Origin of the sequence: Nocardioides mesophilus, assembly GCF_014395785.1 — a bacterium.
GTDB classification, from domain to species: Bacteria; Actinomycetota; Actinomycetes; order Propionibacteriales; family Nocardioidaceae; genus Nocardioides_B; species Nocardioides_B mesophilus.
Genome location: NZ_CP060713.1, coordinates 2,527,956 through 2,547,213, shown reverse-complemented (window position 1 = coordinate 2,547,213; position 19,258 = coordinate 2,527,956). Strand labels below are relative to the sequence as shown.

Annotated in this window: 17 protein-coding genes and 1 pseudogene; 5 read left to right on the top strand and 13 right to left on the bottom strand. The window is 67.9% G+C overall.

What is annotated here, in order from left to right:
• Positions 1-9: 9 nt before the first annotated feature.
• The 4 genes from H9L09_RS12255 to H9L09_RS12240 all read right to left on the bottom strand — a co-directional run bounded on the left by H9L09_RS12255 (position 10) and on the right by H9L09_RS12240 (position 2,527).
• A complete protein-coding gene (locus H9L09_RS12255) occupies positions 10-306 on the bottom strand; it encodes a hypothetical protein (RefSeq protein ID WP_187577224.1) in 297 nt (98 codons plus the stop codon).
• 234 nt (positions 307-540) lie between these two features.
• The gene (locus H9L09_RS12250) at positions 541-957 is read right to left on the bottom strand and encodes a GNAT family N-acetyltransferase (RefSeq protein WP_223164020.1); all 417 of its coding nucleotides are present in this window, start codon (positions 955-957) and stop codon (positions 541-543) included.
• 145 nt (positions 958-1,102) lie between these two features.
• The gene (locus tag H9L09_RS12245) at positions 1,103-1,570 is read right to left on the bottom strand and encodes an NUDIX domain-containing protein (protein WP_187577223.1); all 468 of its coding nucleotides are present in this window, start codon (positions 1,568-1,570) and stop codon (positions 1,103-1,105) included.
• Between the two features lie 132 nt (positions 1,571-1,702).
• A complete protein-coding gene (locus tag H9L09_RS12240) occupies positions 1,703-2,527 on the bottom strand; it encodes an aminoglycoside phosphotransferase family protein (protein ID WP_246456519.1) in 825 nt (274 codons plus the stop codon).
• Positions 2,528-2,751: 224 nt separating this feature from the next.
• Between H9L09_RS12240 and H9L09_RS12235 the strand changes: the two genes are divergently transcribed.
• Positions 2,752-3,261 (top strand): mycothiol transferase, encoded by a 510-nt coding sequence (locus tag H9L09_RS12235; RefSeq protein WP_187577221.1) that lies wholly within the window; start codon positions 2,752-2,754, stop codon positions 3,259-3,261.
• A gap of 105 nt (positions 3,262-3,366) precedes the next feature.
• Here H9L09_RS12235 and H9L09_RS12230 read toward each other — a convergent pair whose 3' ends face one another.
• Both H9L09_RS12230 and H9L09_RS12225 read right to left on the bottom strand, forming a co-directional pair.
• Positions 3,367-3,567, bottom strand: a complete 201-nt coding sequence (locus H9L09_RS12230) for a hypothetical protein (protein ID WP_187577220.1) — start codon at positions 3,565-3,567, stop codon at positions 3,367-3,369.
• 144 nt (positions 3,568-3,711) lie between these two features.
• A complete protein-coding gene (locus H9L09_RS12225; RefSeq protein ID WP_187577219.1) occupies positions 3,712-4,038 on the bottom strand; it encodes a hypothetical protein in 327 nt (108 codons plus the stop codon).
• 440 nt (positions 4,039-4,478) lie between these two features.
• Between H9L09_RS12225 and H9L09_RS12220 the strand changes: the two genes are divergently transcribed.
• Together H9L09_RS12220 and H9L09_RS12215 are read left to right on the top strand one after the other, a co-directional pair.
• Positions 4,479-5,600 carry a sensor histidine kinase gene (locus tag H9L09_RS12220; protein ID WP_187577218.1) on the top strand — a complete coding sequence of 374 codons (1,122 nt, stop codon included), beginning with the start codon at positions 4,479-4,481 and terminating at the stop codon, positions 5,598-5,600.
• The gene (locus H9L09_RS12215; protein ID WP_187577217.1) at positions 5,597-6,244 is read left to right on the top strand and encodes a response regulator; all 648 of its coding nucleotides are present in this window, start codon (positions 5,597-5,599) and stop codon (positions 6,242-6,244) included. Before H9L09_RS12220 ends, H9L09_RS12215 begins: the two co-directional genes overlap by 4 nt.
• A gap of 86 nt (positions 6,245-6,330) precedes the next feature.
• Here the strand turns inward: H9L09_RS12215 and H9L09_RS12210 are convergent, their stop codons facing one another.
• The 4 genes from H9L09_RS12210 to H9L09_RS22465 form a co-directional block, all read right to left on the bottom strand.
• Positions 6,331-6,534, bottom strand: a complete 204-nt coding sequence (locus tag H9L09_RS12210) for a hypothetical protein (protein WP_187577216.1) — start codon at positions 6,532-6,534, stop codon at positions 6,331-6,333.
• Between the two features lie 107 nt (positions 6,535-6,641).
• Complete coding sequence (locus H9L09_RS12205) at positions 6,642-6,881, bottom strand: hypothetical protein (protein WP_187577215.1); 240 nt, start codon at positions 6,879-6,881, stop codon at positions 6,642-6,644.
• A 141-nt stretch (positions 6,882-7,022) separates the two neighbouring features.
• Positions 7,023-7,991: an NAD(P)-dependent alcohol dehydrogenase gene (locus tag H9L09_RS12200; protein ID WP_187577214.1), complete on the bottom strand. Its 969-nt coding sequence runs from the start codon at positions 7,989-7,991 to the stop codon at positions 7,023-7,025.
• Positions 7,992-8,069: 78 nt separating this feature from the next.
• Entirely contained in the window at positions 8,070-9,476 is a 1,407-nt protein-coding gene (locus H9L09_RS22465) for an alpha/beta fold hydrolase (RefSeq protein WP_187577213.1), read from the bottom strand.
• Positions 9,477-9,786: 310 nt separating this feature from the next.
• Between H9L09_RS22465 and H9L09_RS12190 the strand changes: the two genes are divergently transcribed.
• Together H9L09_RS12190 and H9L09_RS22810 are read left to right on the top strand one after the other, a co-directional pair.
• Positions 9,787-10,125: an ArsR/SmtB family transcription factor gene (locus tag H9L09_RS12190; RefSeq protein ID WP_246455984.1), complete on the top strand. Its 339-nt coding sequence runs from the start codon at positions 9,787-9,789 to the stop codon at positions 10,123-10,125.
• Positions 10,122-10,436, top strand: a pseudogene (locus tag H9L09_RS22810) (SRPBCC domain-containing protein); the annotation flags it as partial. The gene H9L09_RS12190 and the pseudogene H9L09_RS22810, both read left to right, overlap by 4 nt.
• 62 nt (positions 10,437-10,498) lie before the next feature.
• Here the strand turns inward: H9L09_RS22810 and H9L09_RS12180 are convergent.
• From H9L09_RS12180 to rpoB, 3 genes are all read right to left on the bottom strand, one after another.
• Positions 10,499-11,302, bottom strand: coding sequence for a lysophospholipid acyltransferase family protein (locus H9L09_RS12180; protein WP_187577212.1), 804 nt, complete (start codon positions 11,300-11,302; stop codon positions 10,499-10,501).
• A gap of 125 nt (positions 11,303-11,427) precedes the next feature.
• Complete coding sequence (locus H9L09_RS12175) at positions 11,428-15,309, bottom strand: DNA-directed RNA polymerase subunit beta' (protein WP_187577211.1); 3,882 nt, start codon at positions 15,307-15,309, stop codon at positions 11,428-11,430.
• 105 nt (positions 15,310-15,414) lie between these two features.
• Positions 15,415-18,894 (bottom strand): DNA-directed RNA polymerase subunit beta, encoded by a 3,480-nt coding sequence (rpoB, locus tag H9L09_RS12170; RefSeq protein ID WP_187577210.1) that lies wholly within the window; start codon positions 18,892-18,894, stop codon positions 15,415-15,417.
• Positions 18,895-19,258 lie beyond the last annotated feature (364 nt).

Sequence of the window (19,258 nt, the reverse complement as noted above, 5' to 3'; positions counted from 1 at the left end):
TCTCAGGAGTCAGCCCCCCAGGGGGCCGCCTCCGCCCAGCCACTGCGCGACGAATAGAACCAGGAAGTAGACCGCGGCCAGGCCGGACAGGATCGCTGGCACCAGGCCCGTGCGCGCGCCCAACTTGCGAGCCTGCACGCCGAACCACACGGCGCCAACCGCGAAGATCGCCAACAGTGCGACCATCACCACGGTCATCACCGAGGCGAGAAGGGGAGCATCCCTCGCATTCGCCCACTCACCGAACACCATGAGCCCGACGAAGCCCGGCACCATCAGCCCCAAGGACATCCAGGCACGGATCAAGGTCCGGCGTGTAGGACTCGTCGCCGGCGCGGCCGGCGTCGCAGTAGACATCTCGACCCCCTTTCCCCAAGCAGCGCGCTGGGTGGGCGCTCCTTGTCCGCTCTCACCGTGTCCCCCGGGAGACTCGATCACCAGAGGCGAACGTCGCCCACCCGGGCGGGGTATGGCGACACGTTTGAGATCGCTGGCCCTGGGGGCACCCGCTCATCCGCACGCGGACAGCGGCAGATCCGGTTACTGGGCAAGCGGTTTCCGGAGGATGAGTTCAGCCGGTTCGCCCGGTAGCAGGAGGGCTCCGGTGTCTACATAGCCCAGCCGTCGGTAGAAGTGCTGGGACTTCTCGTTCGACATGGTCGAGGTGAGCACCAGGTCGCGACCGGCGGCAAGTTGGGACTTCTCCCACGCTTCAACCAACGTCGTGCCGACTCCTTGACCCCGCCAATCGGGCAGGACCCAGAGCAAGTTCATGAACGGGAGCTGGTCCCAGAACATGCCCCAACGCAAGAAGCCCACGGCGTCTCCGTCGACCTTGACGACCATCATCCGCCCTATAGACACGAGGTCGGCAATGGTGTCGGGAGAGAGTCGTGTGTCGACCTCTTCGAGGAAGGGAAGGTCGGCACTATTCGCCACAATCGTGGTCACGCTCACGACATCACCCTCTCACTCTGCGCGGCTCACGCACGCTTATCCGCTATGAGCGCGCTTTCACTATCCGCGGCAGATGAGGACGTCACTGAACGTCCCTCGGCCGTCCTTGCCATGTTGTGGAAGGAGGCGACCAGCACGCCCACAGCTATCGTTCGCCACCCCAGTCAGTGAGGCTGTGCACCCAAGCGACGGATGCGCTGGGATACAGGGGCAGCGACTCTTGATCGTCGTGGATAGGGCGCCAAACAACGGGCAGCACACTGCCATCGGTCTCGGTGAGGGAGGCACCACTCAGCGCGGGGTGAGGGTCGAGCCGACCGCCGTAGAGGAATACGATCTCGTGACCGAGCACGCCGTCAATGCGGAAGATGCTCTCGAACGTGGCGAGGAAGGTGAGGTCCCGGATCTTTGCCCCGAGTTCCTCGTCTACCTCGCGCACTATGGCATCACGATGCGGCTCGCCTAGTTCGACGCCTCCACCGATCAGGCGGTGGTACCCATAGGGGTTTTCTTTCGTCGGAGGGTGGAGGCTGACGGCATGTGCCGTGGTGTCGTCGTTCGAAGCGACGAGCATGGCCTTGACTCGGATGTGAGAGCGGTCGATCTTCGCCATGACCGCGACTTTGCCAGAGCAGCCCGACAGGTTCGACGGGCGGCACGGCTGCCTCGGCACGTCCGCTCGGATTGCGGCAAATCCGGTTGCCGCAGCTCACGCTCCCTGCGGCAGATCGAGTTCGTTTTCGGCCTAGCGGAGCGCGTTCACCTCGTCGAGGGCGCGATGGCCGCGCTCGACCACACCCGGAACGACATCGTGGCCACCGTGGCGGATGGGGATCTCGAGCATGTGGAGAATCTGTGACGCTGCGAGCACCGTCGCCCCCTCCCAGCCGACCTGGTAGAGGATTTTCGTCCAGAGCCTCTTTCGGACACCGTCCAGTAGCGGATCCTGGAACGTGTACCAGGCGAGGGTGGTGAGATCGATCGCCCGTGTGCCGCTACCAGCATTTCCAATGTCCACCACCGCCACCACCGCTCCGTCACGGACCAGGACATTGCCGGCGGTTGCGAGATCGGCATGGACCATGTCCGGTGCCCCTCGTGGTGGTGGGACGTCGGCACACGCGACCCACAGCCGCTCGACCAACATCGACACCGACGAGGAATACCCCGAGAGCCCGGCCATGGACTGGCGCAGATGCGACTGCTCGGGTGTCTCGTTGACATCCAGCCCGGCGACAGCTGATTCCTGACCGGTGGCGACCCGCCAGGCGTAGGACCAGTGGTCGTAGGGCTCGGAGCCTTGGCCAGCCTGGAGTTCAACGATCTCCATCAGCTGATCCATCAAGGACGGGGTCAGCTCTGATGCGGGAGCCGCGTCGACGTAGTCCATCAGATGCCACACATGAGTGGCTGTGGCCCCCACTCCGAGCCAGGCCGGAGTGGGATAGCCGCGCCTACGCATGTGCTCGACCACTCGCTGGGCTCGCAAGGTCTCGTCCAGGTGGCTCGGGTATGCCCGAGGCACTGCCTTGAGAACCGCATGTGCCCTTCCGGCCAACTCGACGCGCATGGCACCCCCGTTGACGCCTCCGGGTAGACGACTGAGGCAAGTGACCTCTGCGCCGACCACACCGGCCACGCCATCCAGGACCTCGGCCGGAAGACCGGCAAACCGAGCATCGATCATGGCCGCATCGTGCCACGACCGCTCATCGGCACGACCGAGCTTCACTCGCCGCGACATGTGAGTGCGTATCTAGACGAGTTGCGGCACGATGCGGCAGCATCCCGACAATGGCAGAGACCCCACCCGCGCGAGCTGAGCAGCCAGAGGACGGAGATGAGCGCAGCATTGTCCTTGGCTGGCTGGCCTTTCACCGGGACGCCTTGCGCTCAAAGTGTGATGCTCTGACACCGCAGCAGCTTGTCGACCGGTCCGCTGATCCCTCTCACCTGTCCCTACTCGGCCTCGTGCGACACATGGCCGAGATGGAACACGCCTACGGCTCGTGGCCCTTGGAAGAAGACCCTGACTTCCAATGGGTTTGGGGCGAATACGAGAACGACGCCGAAGACGACATCGACTGCACCGCCGCCGACGTGGACATCTCCTTCTCGACGTGGATTGACGAACGTTCCAAGACGGACGCAGCCGTGGCCCGGTGGCCCGATCTGGCTGCAGTCAGCCCAAACAACAAGCGCAGCATCCGCTGGAACCTCGCGAAACTGGTCGGGGAGTACGCGCGGCACAACGGCCACGCAGACATCATCCGCGAAAGAATTGACGACCAGACCGGGGAATGACCGCCTATCTGCAGTCGCGTGGTTACCTCTGCGCGGCAGATGAGGGACGTTCACCATCAACGCTTCCACAGCAAGGCCAGGATTGGGTGCAACCTCGACCGCGCTTCAGACCGTAGAAGGTGATGTCCGCCCCAAGGAGGGGCGAGCGATAACCACGTAAAGAATCGTCCCGAGGATGCCAAGAAACACCATGAGGATGACCAACAGGATCTTGCTCTGCCCGGCGGCCGCCCAGTCGCGATCGGGAACCTGCAGAGCCTGAATGAGCACCAGCAGCCACCACACGAACAGCGTCAACGAGGCCACGGCCAACACGAGCAAGACCAGTGACGCATCATTGCAATCTCTTCCGGCGAGCGAAGGCTGACTCGTACACACGAGCCCGGCGTGCCGTGCTCTCATTGGCATAACCGCGCTTTCACTATCCGCGGCATGAGGCGTCTCGGTTGCCTACTCGATCCGCTCCCTCGCGGTGTCCCAGACGTGGTCCGCGACCTGCCCGGGAGTGAGTCGGGTCGTATCCACGATCAGGTCGGCGCGCCGTGCGATCCAGGAGCGAGCCTCCGCGAACTTCGGCAAGTGATCCAACCGGCCCTGCCTCGCAACCGCCAACTCCTGGTCAGCCTCGATGCGATTACGCAAGATCGGCTCGTCAGCCTCTAGGAGAACGTGGAGCACGGCGTGACCCCGTTCTGAGAGCCTGAAGCGGCGGATCGCCCAAAGCCCTGTGCCATGGATGGCCACCGCTAAGAACGCCGGGCCCACGAGCCAGGCCACGGCGTCCGAGCATCACCACGGTCCGATCCGGATCCATCGCCCACAGCGCCACCATCGCCAGCGAGGCGACGGACGCCGAGACGAGTCCGAGGTGCCGCATGGCGGCGACTTTGCCCCTGTCCTGGACTTCCTACGCCTGCAACGAGGCCGCTGGTGCGGCCCTGAACGCGGCAGATCCGGATGTTGGATGAGAGGCCCCGTTTGCGGGCTCCATGCTCCCTCGTGCGAGGGATGAAGTTGGTCCGCGAGAGGGTGGTGGCGTGTCGGACGCGTCTCGCAGGCTTGGGGCCATGAGAGTGAGCGTCGAACGTGTCCGTGGATGGCTAGCAGCACCTCAGGTCTTCGAGGTCGTTGCGCTTGCCTCGTGTGGGCTGCTCGTAGTGCTGGAAAGCAGCACGCCGTGGAATGTCACCTACACGCCGATGGGCGAGGGTGGATTCGTGGTGCAGTCGACCGCACGTCCGCTGTGGGGCCTGCTGGGCAGTGTCCTGCTCGTCGCTGCTCCGCTGGCGGCACTCCGATCTACTTGGTTTGGCGTCCTCCTCGTCGTCCCTCGACTGGCGATGGCAGTCGCGGCCGGACTGGCGTGGCCGTGGACTGCCTACGCGGCACTAATGGCAGTGGCTGTCTGCAGCTCGTGGAGGCGGCCGCGGCTCGCGTGGCTGGTCGCAGCGGTCGCCCTAGCCCAGCCCGTGATCGCCATCTGGTCCCGCGGCAAGATGATGACCCCCGGTGGGTCCGTCGAGTTCGGCATGTTCGGGCAGACCACGGGCGTGCTGCTCTTCGCGACACTCTTCTACGCCGTTGCGACGGTCCTGGTGATGTTGCTGCCGGTGCTGTTGCGCCGCGAAGCAGCACGGGACCGCGACCTGCGCGACCTGCTCCGTGGACGGCGGGAGGTGCAGCGTGAGGCAACCGTCCTGGACGAGCGGTCCCGACTGGCACGCGACCTGCACGACGTCGTAGCGCACCACGTGTCGCTGATCGCGGTGCGTGCCGAGACCGCGCCCTACACCTTCCCGGACCTGTCGCCCGACGTCCGCGCGGCCTTCGCCGAGATCGCGGATGAGTCGAGGCTTGCACTCCGCGAGCTGCGCGGGGTGCTCGGCGTGCTGCGGCGCACCAGTGACGCAGCACCGCGGACACCCCAGCCGACGGCTACAGACATCGAACAGCTGGTGCTCGACGCACGGTCGACGAACGCCACCGTGACGGCGTCACTGCGTGACCTCGAGGGGGTCTCGCCGGCCGCTGGCTACGTCGCCTACCGGGTCGTCCAGGAGGCCCTCACGAACTCTCGGCGGCACGCCCCGGACGCAGCCGTCGACGTCACGGCACACGGGGACGGGGGCGGTGGCATCTCCGTCCGGGTGGCCAACTCTCTCCCCCAGACGGACGCGGCGTGGGAGCACGGACAGGGCATCACGGGCATGACGGAGCGGGTGGCCGCAGCCGGCGGTCGCTTGGAGGTCATGAGTCACGACGGACTCTTCGTCGCCGAGGCCCACATCCCGGAGTCGGGAAGCCCGGAGCCGGATCGAGAAGTTGGAGGCCGCGCATGAGGGTCGTGATCGCGGACGACCAGCCCATCATCTGCCGCGGGTTCGCCGACCTGCTGTCTGCCCAACCCGACATCGAAGTCGCCGGCACTGCCTCTGACGGCGTCGAGCTGATGGCCCTCGTCGCAAGGGAGAACCCAGATGTGGCGCTCGTCGACATCCGGATGCCCCGGATGGACGGCATCGAGGCCACCGCGAGGATCGCCGCGGCCTCGTCGACCCGGGTCCTCATCCTGACCACCTTCGACGTCGACGAGTACGTCTTCGACGCTCTCCGTGCGGGCGCCAGCGGCTTCCTCCTCAAGGACGTCACTGGTGAACGTCTGGTCGAGGCCGTTCGCATGGTCAGCGAGGGGTCGATGCTGCTCGGCCCCACCATCACCCGCAGGCTGGTGGAGGACTTCGGCTCACGCCGGCGACCCCGGCACGACCCTCTGGTGGAGGGAGGACTCACCGCACGTGAGCGCGAGGTGCTGCTCCTCCTGGGGCAGGGAAGGTCGAACGCGGAGATCGCAGCGACGCTGGTCGTCTCGGTCGAGACCGTCAAGAGCCACGTCGCCGAGGTGCTGCGCAAGCTCGGGTTGCGCGACCGGGTGCAAGTCGTCGTGTGGTGCTACGAGAACGGTCTGCTTCAGCCAGGAAAGTGATAGTGGCCGCTCTCGTGCCGACGTCCGCTCATCGGCAGTTGCGGTCTTCCCTTAACGCGGCAGATCCGGACGTTCGCTTAGGCCACTCAGCGGTGCAGGTTCCGGTGCCCGCCGTACGCGCTGAAGGGACCGCTCAGTTCCTCGCCGCAGACATCGCACACGTAGAGGTTTACGCCGACTCGCACGAGGCCGGGCAGCGCGTGGTTCGAGGGGCAGTCAAGGTTCGGGCACCAGTCGACCGCGACCTCCCGGGCGCCGCCCGGCTCCTCGAAATCTTCGATTGGCTCCATTCCAACCACCAGGACGGTTCCGCATTCATCGCACGGCTGACCTCGTAGATGGCGCACAATCGCAGGCTATCTGCCCGGCGGGGTCTGCACACCGGTGCCGAACGCGATCAGCGGCTACTCCGCACACCATGCGGCAGATCCGGACGATGATGCAGGCAATGGCCGAGCGCTGGGACGCGCGCAGGTAGCGTTTCGGGCCGCGGGACCAACTCGCGGAGGCGGGGTTCGCCGATGGCGAGGATAGCGTCGTCGAGTGCGTTGAACACCTGGTCGGTGGCACGGACGGTCTCGAGGTCGTCGTCGAGGGCGTTGAGGCGGGCTGCTTCGGCGGCGATGGCGGCGCGCATCTGCTCGACAGCTCGCCGGGGCTGGTAGCCGGCGCGGCGGCGACGGGGAGGCACCCGGCTGCTTCACCGGGTGCAGTGGTCTGAACCGTTCGAGGCGCGACGGGCGAGCAGTGAGGACCGGGCCAGCGAGCCAGTGATACGTCACGGCATGATGACGATGCGGCCCTTCGTGTCGCCCTTCTCGAAGGCTGCGACGGCCGCAGCGCCGTCGGCCAGCGGGAAGGTTCGCCCGAGGACAGGGGCCACCTTCTCGGCGGCGACTAGCTCGTTCATCCGCAGCAGCTCGCCGCTGTTCTCCTTGACCACGAACGCGCCGAGCTGCTGCGGCACGAAGTGCGTCAGGACCCCGGCCCACAGCTGACGTTGGGTGCCGCCGATCCAACGGTCGCCCTCACCGCCGAGGATGACGAGCGTGCCGGACCGTGTAAGTGCGCGGCGCAGCCGGGCCAACGAGGTCCGACCACCAATGTCGAGGACGAGGTCGAAGCGGCGGGAGCCGTCGGCGAGGTCCTGCGTCCGGTAGTCGATGACGTCGCCGGCGCCGAGCGAGCGCACCAGGCCGGCGTGCTCGCCACTGCACACGCCCGTCACGGTGGCCCCGTACGCGACCGCGAGCTGGACCGCGATCGTGCCGACGGCGCCGGACGCGCCGACAACGAGGACCCGCTGTCCTGACTGGACCCGGCCGTGGTCGCGCAGCGCCTGCATGGCGACGAACGTCGGGTAGGGCAGCACGGCGGCTTGCTCGAACGACAGCTGCGAGGGCTTCGGGGCGATCTTGCCGGTCGCTGTCACCGCGTACTCGGCGAAGGTCCCGCGGGTGGCGCCGTACACCTCGTCACCCGGCTGGTACTCGCGGACGCCGAGGCCGACGGCCTCGACCACACCGGCGAAGTTGGTTCCCGGTACCGGGACGCTCGGGGCTCGGAACCCGAAGCCGAGAATCCGCATGAGGTACGGCTCGCCGGCCATGAAGTGCCACGCGCCGCGATCCATCCCGGCCGCGACGATGCGGACCAAAACCTGGCCCTCGCCCGCGCGGGGGCGTTCGATGTCGCGGAACTTCAACACGTCCGTGGTGCCGTACCGGTCCTGGGTGAGAGCTTTCATGGTGACCTCCTGGGCAGTTCGATGACCAGCCGGGTCCTGTGGCCCCGGCACGGTCGAGCTGGTCGTCCGCGTCCGGTCTCAGCGGCTGGCCGTCAGCGGCTGGTGGTTGCGGACCGCGGTGACGACGTCGAGGACGGCCTGGCTGGACTGGGCGGCGTATTGCTCCTCCTGGAGCAGACCTTGGTGGGAGGAGCCGTCCACGACGCGCCAGACGCTGTTGGTCGACAGGCTGGCGCTCTGCTTCTGGTCGGCCATCCAGGACCCGGGGTGCTCACCTGCGGTGAGGACGTACAGGGGCTTGTCGCCGAGGTCCCGCAGCGACGCGGCCTCGGCGGCAGCGGCCCCGCCGCGCATGTACTCGTCGGCGACGCTGCGCACGGTGTTCGCCTGCGTGGTGTCGTAGGTGAGCTGGTCCTCGTAGCGGGCCGGGAGGCCGCTGTCGCCGACGAGGGCGCCGTACAAGCGTGCGATGCCGACCGGGACGGTGAGGGATGCAAGCGTGGCGGCCCGGCCGATCGTGTCGGAGGAGGTGTTGCCCGCCGCGGGGACGACGGACTTGGCCGGCTGAGAGGAGGCAGTGGAGTCCAGCAGCACGAGGCCGGCGACCTCGTCGGGGTAGTGCGCGGCGAAGACGCGCACGTACAGGCCGCCGAAGGAGTGCCCGGCGAGCACGTACGGTCCGGGGACGCCAGCCCGGTGCAGCAGCGAGTGGAGGTCGGTGGCGATCTGGGCACCGTCCTGGGCGGTGACGGCCGGTTGGCTGCCGCCGCGGCCGGCGCGGTCGTAGACGCACGTCCGGGTCTGGTTCGCGAGGGCCGGAGCTACCCAGCCCGACATGTCTGCCGAGGTGCCGCCGGCGCCCGGTTCGAGGATGACGGTCGGGGCCCCGGACCCGGTGCACTTCAGCCGCAACTGGTGGCCGTCGACGGTCACCAGGCGTCCCGACGTCAGGAACGGGTTGGACTTGCCCGCCGCGCTGACCGTCTGCCAGCCGCCGCCGACGGCGCACAGGGCGAGGATGGTGAACACGGCGTACAGCTGAACCCGTCCGCCGCGGCTGCGCAGGTCGCGGTGCACCTGAATCACCATCCACACCACGATGGCGGCGAGCGCCGGTGGCCAGATCCAGCTCAGCGCCTCACGGGTCGAGCCGAACACCCAGAGCAGGAGGCCGCCGGCACCCATGAAGATCGCGGGGACCGCGGCCCAGCGTTGCGGCTGGTCGGTGAAGTTCTCGGAAAGCAGCAGCAGGGACACCCAGCCGATCGCGAACCCACACAGGACCGCGCCGGTGATAGCGGTCTCGGTGACCGGCGTGAACGGCGCGAAGACCAGGAGCAGGGCCGCGAGGACCCCGGTCGCGAGGGAGGCGGCCACGATCCAGCCGAGACGCCCTCGACGGGTGTGGCGGCCGTCGGATACGGCGGCCGGAGGGGTCGGTGTCGCGTTGGCCGGCAGGGACGACTGGCGCGAGAAGAGAGCCATGGCGTGCTTCTTTGCACTTGGGGTGGCGGCGAGCGCCGCCTCCAACTCCGACCCCCGCCTCGGGCATGTCCACAGACCAAGTCCCGCTGATGACCTCCAGTAGGGACTATCGGACCATCGTCGGCAGGGTTCGGTGACGCCACCTCACCCCTGGGGGGTGAGAACCCGGCGGAGTCGCCCAGTCTCAACCGCGCTGTCATCGGCATGTCCGGTAAATACAACCGGGTTCAGTCAGGGCCGCAAATGGGACACACCTAGTAAGGGCGCGCCCGCTGCGTACCTTGACGTGTACGTACCTGCATTGATACACATGCGCGGCGAAATGGAAGCTGCTCTCAAGGCGCTCGCGGACGACAGCCGTCGGACGATGCTGGAGGCGCTGGCTGAGGGCCCGGAAACCGTGGGCGAGCTCGCAGCGCTGGTATCGATCGCCCGTCCGGGCGTCTCCCGGCACCTGCGGGTGCTGAGGGAGGCCGGCCTGGTGGAGGTGCGCCAAGTCGCGCAACGCCGGATCTACTCGCTCAGACCGCAACCCCTGACCGAGATCAACGACTGGCTGAGCCGTCGCCTGACGCTGTGGGACCAGCAGCTCGACGCCCTGCACACCGAGACAGCGCGCGGCAAGCGTGAGCGAAGGAGCACCCGATGACCACCGACACCGGACGCGTGCGCACGTTGGGCATGCTGCGCGCCGCGGACGGCACGGGCATCGTCCGTCTCGAGGACCGCTTCGCCACCGACGTGGACGACCTGTGGTCCGCCTTGACCGATCCCGGTCGTCTCGCCCGCTGGCTCGGCGAGGTCGACGGTGAGCTGCACCAGGGCGGCGAGTTCCGCGCCCGGTTCTTCGCCAGCGGGTGGGAGGGCACGTGTCGGGTGGACGTGTGCGAGCCGCCACGCCGGCTGCTGCTCCAGACCAGGTCCGAGGGTGAGCCGGACGGCGCCTTCGAGGTCACCCTCACCGCCGTCGGAGACCACACCCTCCTGGTCGTCGAGGACCGCGGCCGGCCGTCGCCGCCTCCTCAGCGTCGCGCGCCGGTCCCCCAGGTGGGCGGCACGGCGCTGCGCGGCAGCCGCTCCACGGATCGGGCCAGTTCCGGCGCCGGCGCGCTGCCGCCCAGGTGCGCCGGGTGCCACCCGGCCGGCTCGTCCGGGCGGGGCCGGTGCTCGGGGCGGTCCTGCACCTCGTCCAGCATCCGCTGCAGCACCGCACCGAGCCGTTCGGTGGTCGTCCGCGGGTCCGCACCGGTCAGGACCGGCAGCGGTTCCCCCACGCGGACCGTGATCGGCCGGCCGCGGTGCAGGTCGACGGGCCGCCCGGCGGTGGCGATCCGCTGCGGCCCCCAGATCACGACCGGGTGGATCGGGACGCCGGTTTGCGCGGCCAAGGCGGCCGTGCCCGGCATGAGGCCGCGGACGACGTACGACGTGCTGATGCCGGCCTCCGGGAAGATGCCCACCGCCTCCCCCTCGAGGAGCAGCCGGCGGGCGCGCAGGTACGCCGCCGCCGGGGCCGCCGGGTCGACCGGCACGTGCCGCATGGCGGTCATCGCGGCCCCAGCCGGGGAGGACCAGACGTCGTGGCGGGCCAGGAACCGGACCCGGCGGCGGCTGCGCCGGGCAGCCAGCCCGACGAGCGCGAAGTCCAGGAAGCTGACGTGGTTGGCGGCCAGCAGGACCGGACCGTCCCGGGGGATCCGCTCGTCGCCCTCGACGTCGAGGCGCAGGCCCAGCGCCGCGAAGCCGACGCGGGCCAGCGCGATCGCGGTGGCGTAGGTCGGCTCCATGCCCGCAGTTCGCACTCGCCCTGCCTCCGGCTCGCTCATGCTGCACTCCTCCGGGCGACGTCGACGGCTCCCGAACGGCCAGGAGGGCCGGCACCCTGCTGGGATGCCGGCCCTCCTGGGCTGTTGCGGCTGGTTGCTCCGTCCGGGTCGGACGGCGCTCCGGCTCAGTTCTGGTAGGAACCGAAGTCGAAGTCGTCCAGCGCCACGGCCTGACCTCCGGTGTTGCCGAAGTCGTAGTCGTAGTCGCCGTAGCCGGTGACGGAGTACGCGTTCGCACGCGCCTCCTCCGTCGGCTCCACCCGGATGTTGCGGTAGCGCTCGAGACCGGTGCCCGCCGGGATCAGCTTTCCGATGATCACGTTCTCCTTCAGGCCCAGCAGCGAGTCGGACTTGCCGTGGATCGCCGCGTCGGTGAGGACGCGGGTCGTCTCCTGGAAGGAGGCCGCCGACAGCCACGACTCCGTGGCCAGCGACGCCTTCGTGATGCCCATCAGCTGCGGACGGCCGGCCGCGGGCTTGCCGCCCTCGGAGACCACCCGACGGTTCTCCTCCTCGAACCGCACGCGGTCGACGAGCTCGGACGGCAGCAGGCCGGTGTCGCCCTGCTCCAGCACCAGGACCCGGCGCAGCATCTGCCGCACGATGATCTCGATGTGCTTGTCGTGGATCGACACGCCCTGGCTGCGGTAGACCTCCTGGACCTCGTCCACGAGGTGCTCCTGGGCCCGCCGGACACCGAGGATGCGCAGGACGTCCTGCGGGTCCTCCGTGCCCTGGGTGAGCCGCTGGCCGACCTCGACGTGGTCGCCCTCGCCCACCAGCAGGCGCGAGCGCTTGCTGATCGGGTACTCCTGGACCTCCGAGCCGTCGTCCGGGGTGACGAGGACCTTCTTGGTCTTGTCCGTCTCCTCGATCGTGATCCGACCGGCGGCCTCGGTGATCGGGGCACGACCCTTGGGGGTGCGCGCCTCGAACAGCTCGACCACACGCGGCAGACCCTGGGTGATGTCGTCCGCGGAGGCCACACCACCGGTGTGGAAGGTACGCATCGTCAGCTGCGTGCCCGGCTCACCGATCGACTGGGCCGCGATGATGCCGACGGCCTCGCCGATGTCGACGAGCTTGCCGGTGGCCAGCGAGCGGCCGTAGCACTTGGCGCAGGTGCCGGTCTTGGCGTCACAGGTCAGGACGGACCGGACCTTGACCTCCTCGATGCCGGCGGCCACGAGCTCGTTGATCTTGACGTCACCGAGGTCACCACCGGCCTCCACCAGCACGGCGCCGGTGTCGGGGTGGGTCACCTCGACGGACGCCGAACGGGCGTACGCCGCGGTCTCGGCGTTCTCGTCCTTGATCACCGTGCCGTCGGGCAGACGCTGCCCGATCCGCTTGGGCAGACCGCGCTCGGTGCCACAGTCGTCCTCACGGATGATGACGTCCTGGGAGACGTCCACCAGACGACGGGTCAGGTAGCCCGAGTCGGCCGTCCGCAGAGCGGTGTCGGCCAGACCCTTGCGGGCACCGTGCGTCGCGATGAAGTACTCCAGGACGGTCAGGCCCTCACGGAAGTTCGACTTGATCGGCCGCGGGATGATGTCGCCCTTGGGGTTCGCCACCAGACCACGCATGGCGGCGATCTGCCGCACCTGCATCATGTTTCCGCGAGCACCCGAGTGAACCATCATGTAGATCGGGTTCATCTTGTCGAAGGTCTTCTCGAGCTCGGCCGCCACCTCGTTGGAGGCCTGCGTCCAGATCTCGATGAGCTCCTGGCGACGCTCGTCGTCGGTGATCAGACCGCGCTCGAACTGCGTCTGCACCTTCTTGGCCTGCTCCTCGAAGACCTCGAGGATCTCCGCCTTGCGCGGCGGCGTCACGACGTCCTCGATGGAGACCGTCACGCCGGACCGGGTGGCCCAGTGGAAGCCGGTGTCCTTGAGGGCGTCCAGCGCCGCGGCGACCTCGACCTTGGTGTAGCGCTCGGCCAGGTCGTTGACGATCACCCCGAGCTGCTTCTTGCCGACCTCGTAGTTCACGAAGGCGTAGTCGGCGGGAAGCGTCTCGTTGAACAGCGCCCGGCCCAGGGTGGTCTCGAGCAGCAGCGGCTGCCCGGGCTCCCAGCCCTCGGGGACGGTGACGTCGGCCGGCGGGACGACCTGCGGGAACCGGATCCGGACCCGGCTCTGCAGGGTGATCTCGCCCCGGTCGAGCGCCATGATCGCCTCGGAGGTCGAGGAGAACGCGCGGCCGTCGCCGGCCAGGTCGCCCTCCATCTCCCGGGTGAGGAAGAACAGGCCGATGATCATGTCCTGGGTCGGCATCGTCACCGGGCGACCGTCGGACGGCTTCAGGATGTTGTTCGTCGACAGCATCAGGATCCGGGCCTCGGCCTGCGCCTCCGCGGAGAGCGGCAGGTGCACGGCCATCTGGTCACCGTCGAAGTCGGCGTTGAACGCCGAGCAGACGAGCGGGTGGATCTGGATGGCCTTGCCCTCGATCAGCTGCGGCTCGAAGGCCTGGATGCCCAGACGGTGCAGCGTGGGTGCACGGTTCAGCAGCACCGGGTGCTCGGTGATGACCTCCTCGAGGACGTCCCACACGACCGGGCGCGCACGCTCGACCATCCGCTTGGCGCTCTTGATGTTCTGCGCGTGGTTCAGGTCGACCAGGCGCTTCATCACGAACGGCTTGAACAGCTCGAGCGCCATCTGCTTGGGCAGACCGCACTGGTGCAGCTTGAGCTGCGGACCGACCACGATGACCGAACGGCCGGAGTAGTCGACACGCTTGCCCAGCAGGTTCTGGCGGAACCGGCCCTGCTTGCCCTTGAGCATGTCCGAGAGCGACTTCAGCGGCCGGTTGCCCGGGCCGGTGACCGGACGGCCACGACGGCCGTTGTCGAACAGCGAGTCGACGGCCTCCTGCAGCATCCGCTTCTCGTTGTTGACGATGATCTCCGGCGCACCGAGGTCGAGCAGACGCTTGAGCCGGTTGTTCCGGTTGATCACGCGGCGGTACAGGTCGTTGAGGTCCGAGGTGGCGAAGCGGCCACCGTCGAGCTGGACCATCGGGCGCAGGTCCGGCGGGATCACCGGGACCGCGTCGAGGACCATCCCGCGGGGGCTGTTGCCGGCCTTGCGGAACGCGTCGACGACCTTGAGGCGCTTGAGCGCACGGACCTTGCGCTGACCCTTGCCGGTGGCGATGGTCTCGCGCAGGCTCTCCACCTCGGCGTCGAGGTCGAAGTCCTCGAGGCGCCGCTGGATCGCGGTGGCGCCCATGTGGCCCTCGAAGTACTTGCCGAACCAGTTCTTCATCTCGCGGTAGAGCAGCTCGTCGCCCTCGAGGTCCTGGACCTTGAGGTTCTTGAAGCGGTTCCACACCTCGTCGAGGCGGTCCAGCTCGCGCTGGGAGCGGTCACGGAGCTGCTTCATCTCGCGCTCCGCACCGTCCTTCACCTTGCGGCGCGCGTCGGCCTTGGCACCCTCGGCCTCCAGGGCCGCGAGGTCCTCCTCGAGCTTCTTGGCGCGCTCGTCGATCTGGGTGTCGCGACGGTTCTCCAGGCGCTTGCGCTCCAGGTCGACCTTGGCCTCGAGCGAGGACAGGTCGCGGTGACGCGCGTCCTCGTCGACCGAGGTGATCATGTAGGCCGCGAAGTAGATGACCTTCTCGAGGTCCTTCGGGGCCAGGTCCAGCAGGTAGCCGAGCCGGCTCGGCACACCCTTGAAGTACCAGATGTGGGTCACGGGAGCGGCGAGCTCGATGTGGCCCATGCGCTCGCGGCGCACCTTGGAGCGGGTGACCTCGACGCCGCAGCGCTCGCAGATGATGCCCTTGAAGCGGACGCGCTTGTACTTGCCGCAGTAGCACTCCCAGTCCCGGGTGGGACCGAAGATCTTCTCGCAGAAGAGGCCGTCACGCTCGGGCTTGAGCGTGCGGTAGTTGATCGTCTCCGGCTTCTTGACCTCGCCGTGGCTCCACCCGCGGATGTCGTCCGCGGTGGCCAGGCCGATCTTGAGCTTGTCGAAGAAGTTCACGTCGAGCACGGTGGCTTCTTTCCTCGTGTTTTCGCTTGTTCCTGATGGCTGACGACTGGGCCGGCGGTACGTCGTCGTGGCGGGCGAGCCGCTGCGACGACGTACCGCTCGGGCTCAGACTTCTTCGACGCTGCTGGGCTCGCGACGGGACAGGTCGATGCCGAGCTCCTCGGCGGCGCGGAAGACGTCCTCCTCCGCGTCGCGCATCTCGATCGCGGAGCCGTCCTGGGACAGCACCTCGACGTTGAGGCAGAGCGACTGCATCTCCTTGACGAGCACCTTGAACGACTCGGGGATGCCCGAGTCGGGGATGTTCTCGCCCTTCACGATCGCCTCGTAGACCTTGACGCGTCCGGGGACGTCGTCGGACTTGATGGTCAGGAGCTCCTGCAGGGCATAGGCGGCGCCGTACGCCTCCATGGCCCAGACCTCCATCTCACCGAACCGCTGGCCACCGAACTGCGCCTTACCGCCCAGCGGCTGCTGGGTGATCATGGAGTAGGGACCGGTGGAGCGGGCGTGGATCTTGTCGTCCACGAGGTGGTGCAGCTTCAGGATGTACATGTAGCCGACGGAGACCGGCTCGGGGAACGGCTCACCGGAGCGACCGTCGAACAGGTTGGCCTTGCCGTTCTCCCCCACGAGGCGGATGCCGTCGCGGTTGGGGAGCGCGGAGCCGAGCAGCCCGACGATCTCGTCCTCCCTCGCACCGTCGAACACGGGGGTGGCGACGTTGGTGTCGGCCTCCGCGGCGTCGGCGTGGATGGAGATGAGGCGACGCTTCCACTCCTCGTCGTCCCCCTCGACCTGCCAGCCGGACTTGGCCAGCCAACCGAGGTGGATCTCGAGGATCTGGCCGATGTTCATCCGGCCCGGCACGCCGAGCGGGTTGAGCACGACGTCGACCGGGCTGCCGTCCTCGAGGAACGGCATGTCCTCCACCGGCAGGATCTTGGAGATGACGCCCTTGTTGCCGTGACGGCCGGCGAGCTTGTCACCCACGGAGATCTTGCGCTTCTGGGCGACGTAGACCCGGACCAGCTGGTTCACGCCCGGAGGCAGCTCGTCGCCGTCCTCGCGGTCGAAGACCCGAACGCCGATGACCGTGCCGGACTCACCGTGCGGCACCTTCATGGACGTGTCGCGGACCTCGCGCGCCTTCTCGCCGAAGATCGCGCGAAGCAGCCGCTCCTCGGGGGTCAGCTCGGTCTCGCCCTTGGGGGTCACCTTGCCGACGAGGATGTCACCGGTGGTGACCTCCGCGCCGATCCGGATGATGCCCCGCTCGTCGAGGTCGGCGAGCATCTCCTCGCTGACGTTGGGGATGTCGCGGGTGATCTCCTCCGGACCCAGCTTCGTGTCGCGGGCGTCGACCTCGTGCTCCTCGATGTGGATCGAGGTGAGGACGTCCTGCTGCACGAGGCGCTGCGACAGGATGATCGCGTCCTCGTAGTTGTGGCCCTGCCACGGCATGAACGCGACGAGCAGGTTGGTGCCCAGCGCCATCTCGCCCTCGTCGGTGCAGGGACCGTCGGCGATCGGCGAGCCGACCTCGAGGCGCTGCCCCTCCGAGACCAGCGGGCGCTGGTTGATGCAGGTGCCCTGGTTGGAGCGGCTGAACTTCTGCATCTTGTAGGTGCGGTAGGTGCCGTCGTCCTGCATGACCTCGACGAGGTCGGCGGAGACCTCGGTCACCACGCCGGCGCCCTCAGCGGTCACGACGTCGCCGGCGTCGACCGCGGCACGGAACTCCATGCCGGTGCCGACCAGGGGGGCGTCGCTCTTGATGAGCGGCACCGCCTGACGCTGCATGTTGGAGCCCATCAGCGCGCGGTTGGCGTCGTCATGCTCCAGGAACGGGATCAGCGCGGTCGCGACCGACACCATCTGGCGCGGCGAGACGTCCATGAAGTCCACCTCGTCCGCGGGGACGACGTCGACCTCACCGTGACGCTGGCGGACCAGCACCCGCTCCTCCGCGAAGCGACCCTCGGCATCGAGCGCGGCGTTGGCCTGCGCGATGACGAAGCGGTCCTCCTCGTCGGCGGTGAGGTACTGGACCGTGTCGGTGACCCGGCCCTTCTCCACCTTGCGGTACGGCGTCTCGACGAACCCGAACGGGTTGATCCGTCCGAACGTCGCCAGCGAGCCGATCAGGCCGATGTTCGGGCCCTCAGGGGTCTCGATCGGGCACATCCGGCCGTAGTGGGACGGGTGCACGTCGCGGACCTCGAAGCCGGCGCGGTCACGGGAGAGACCACCCGGGCCGAGCGCCGAGAGCCGACGCTTGTGCGTCAGGCCGGCGATCGGGTTCGTCTGGTCCATGAACTGCGAGAGCTGCGAGGTTCCGAAGAACTCCTTCAGCGCCGCGACCACGGGCCGGATGTTGATCAGGCTCTGCGGGGTGATGGCCTCGACGTCCTGGGTCGTCATCCGCTCGCGGACCACGCGCTCCATCCGGGCCAGCCCGGTGCGCAGCTGGTTCTGGATGAGCTCGCCGACCGTGCGCATGCGCCGGTTGCCGAAGTGATCGATGTCGTCGGCGTGGACCTCGATGGTGCCCACGGGCATGTCCATCTCGGTCTTGCCGTCGTGCAGCGCGACGATGAAGCGGATCGCGGAGACGATGTCGTCGACCGTCAGCGTCTGCTGGTCGAACGCCTCCTGCAGGCCGAGCTTCTTGTTGATCTTGTAGCGGCCGACCTTGGCCAGGTCGTAGCGCTTGCCGTTGAAGTAGTAGTTGTCCAACAGCGTCTGCGCAGCCTCACGCGTCGGCGGCTCGCCGGGACGCAGCTTGCGGTAGATGTCGAGCAGCGCGTCGTCCTGGCCGGAGGTGTGGTCCTTCTCCAGCGTCAGCATCATCGACTCGTACTCGCCGAACTCGTCGCGGATCTGCTGCTCGGACCAGCCGAGGGCCTTGAGCAGCACCGTGACGTTCTGCTTGCGCTTGCGGTCGAGGCGGACGCCGACCATGTCGCGCTTGTCGATCTCGAACTCGAGCCACGCACCGCGCGAGGGGATGACCTTCGCGGTGTAGATGTCCTTGTCGGACGTCTTGTCGGCGCTGCGCTCGAAGTAGACACCCGGGGAACGGACCAGCTGCGAGACCACGACACGCTCGGTGCCGTTGATCACGAAGGTGCCCTTGTTGGTCATGAGCGGGAAATCGCCCATGAAGACCGTCTGGCCCTTGATCTCACCGGTCTCGTTGTTGGTGAACTCGGCGGAGACGTAGAGCGGCGCGGAGTAGGTGAAGTCCTTCTCCTTGCACTCCTCGACCGAGTTCTTCGGGTCGTAGAAGACCGGGTTCTCGAACGAGAGGGACATCGTGCCGGAGAAGTCCTCGATGGGAGAGATCTCCTCGAAGATCTCCTGGAGGCCGGACTTGAGGGAGACATCCTCGCCCGCATCGATGCGGGCCTGTGCGGCCTGCTGCCAGGCCTCGTTCCCGACCAGCCAGTCGAAGCTGGTGGTCTGGAGGTCAAGAAGCTTGGGAACCTCGAGTGGTTCCTCGATCTTGGCGAAGGAGATGCGGCGGGGGGACTGTGAAACGGTGGTGTCGTTGGAAGCGGACGTGCTGCGCGAGGCGGCCAAGAGGGGTCCTTCCGAAGGCTCGCGGACTCATCTGGTGATGACGCCCGCTCCCCCGCGTCCAGCCGCCGGGCAGGCTGGAGGTATTTGAGGGCAGGCGCAAAGATCGATGGTATACGAACGCGCACGAAGGCACAACCGAGCAGACAGCCCCTGCCTGCCGCAAGAAGCATGAATGCTCCCGGGCCCCGAGTCAAGAACCTCCGCGGGCATCCTCGTCCCGTTTTGCGCCGGTATGTACCGGTGTCCCGAAAGTGACCCGCGAGTAGCCTCGCGCGGCCGGCGGCGACCGGTACTGACCGGGTCGCGTGCCCGGGTGCGGCCGGCGCGGTCGGCTTCGTGCGCCGGGATCGCACCTCGAGGAGCA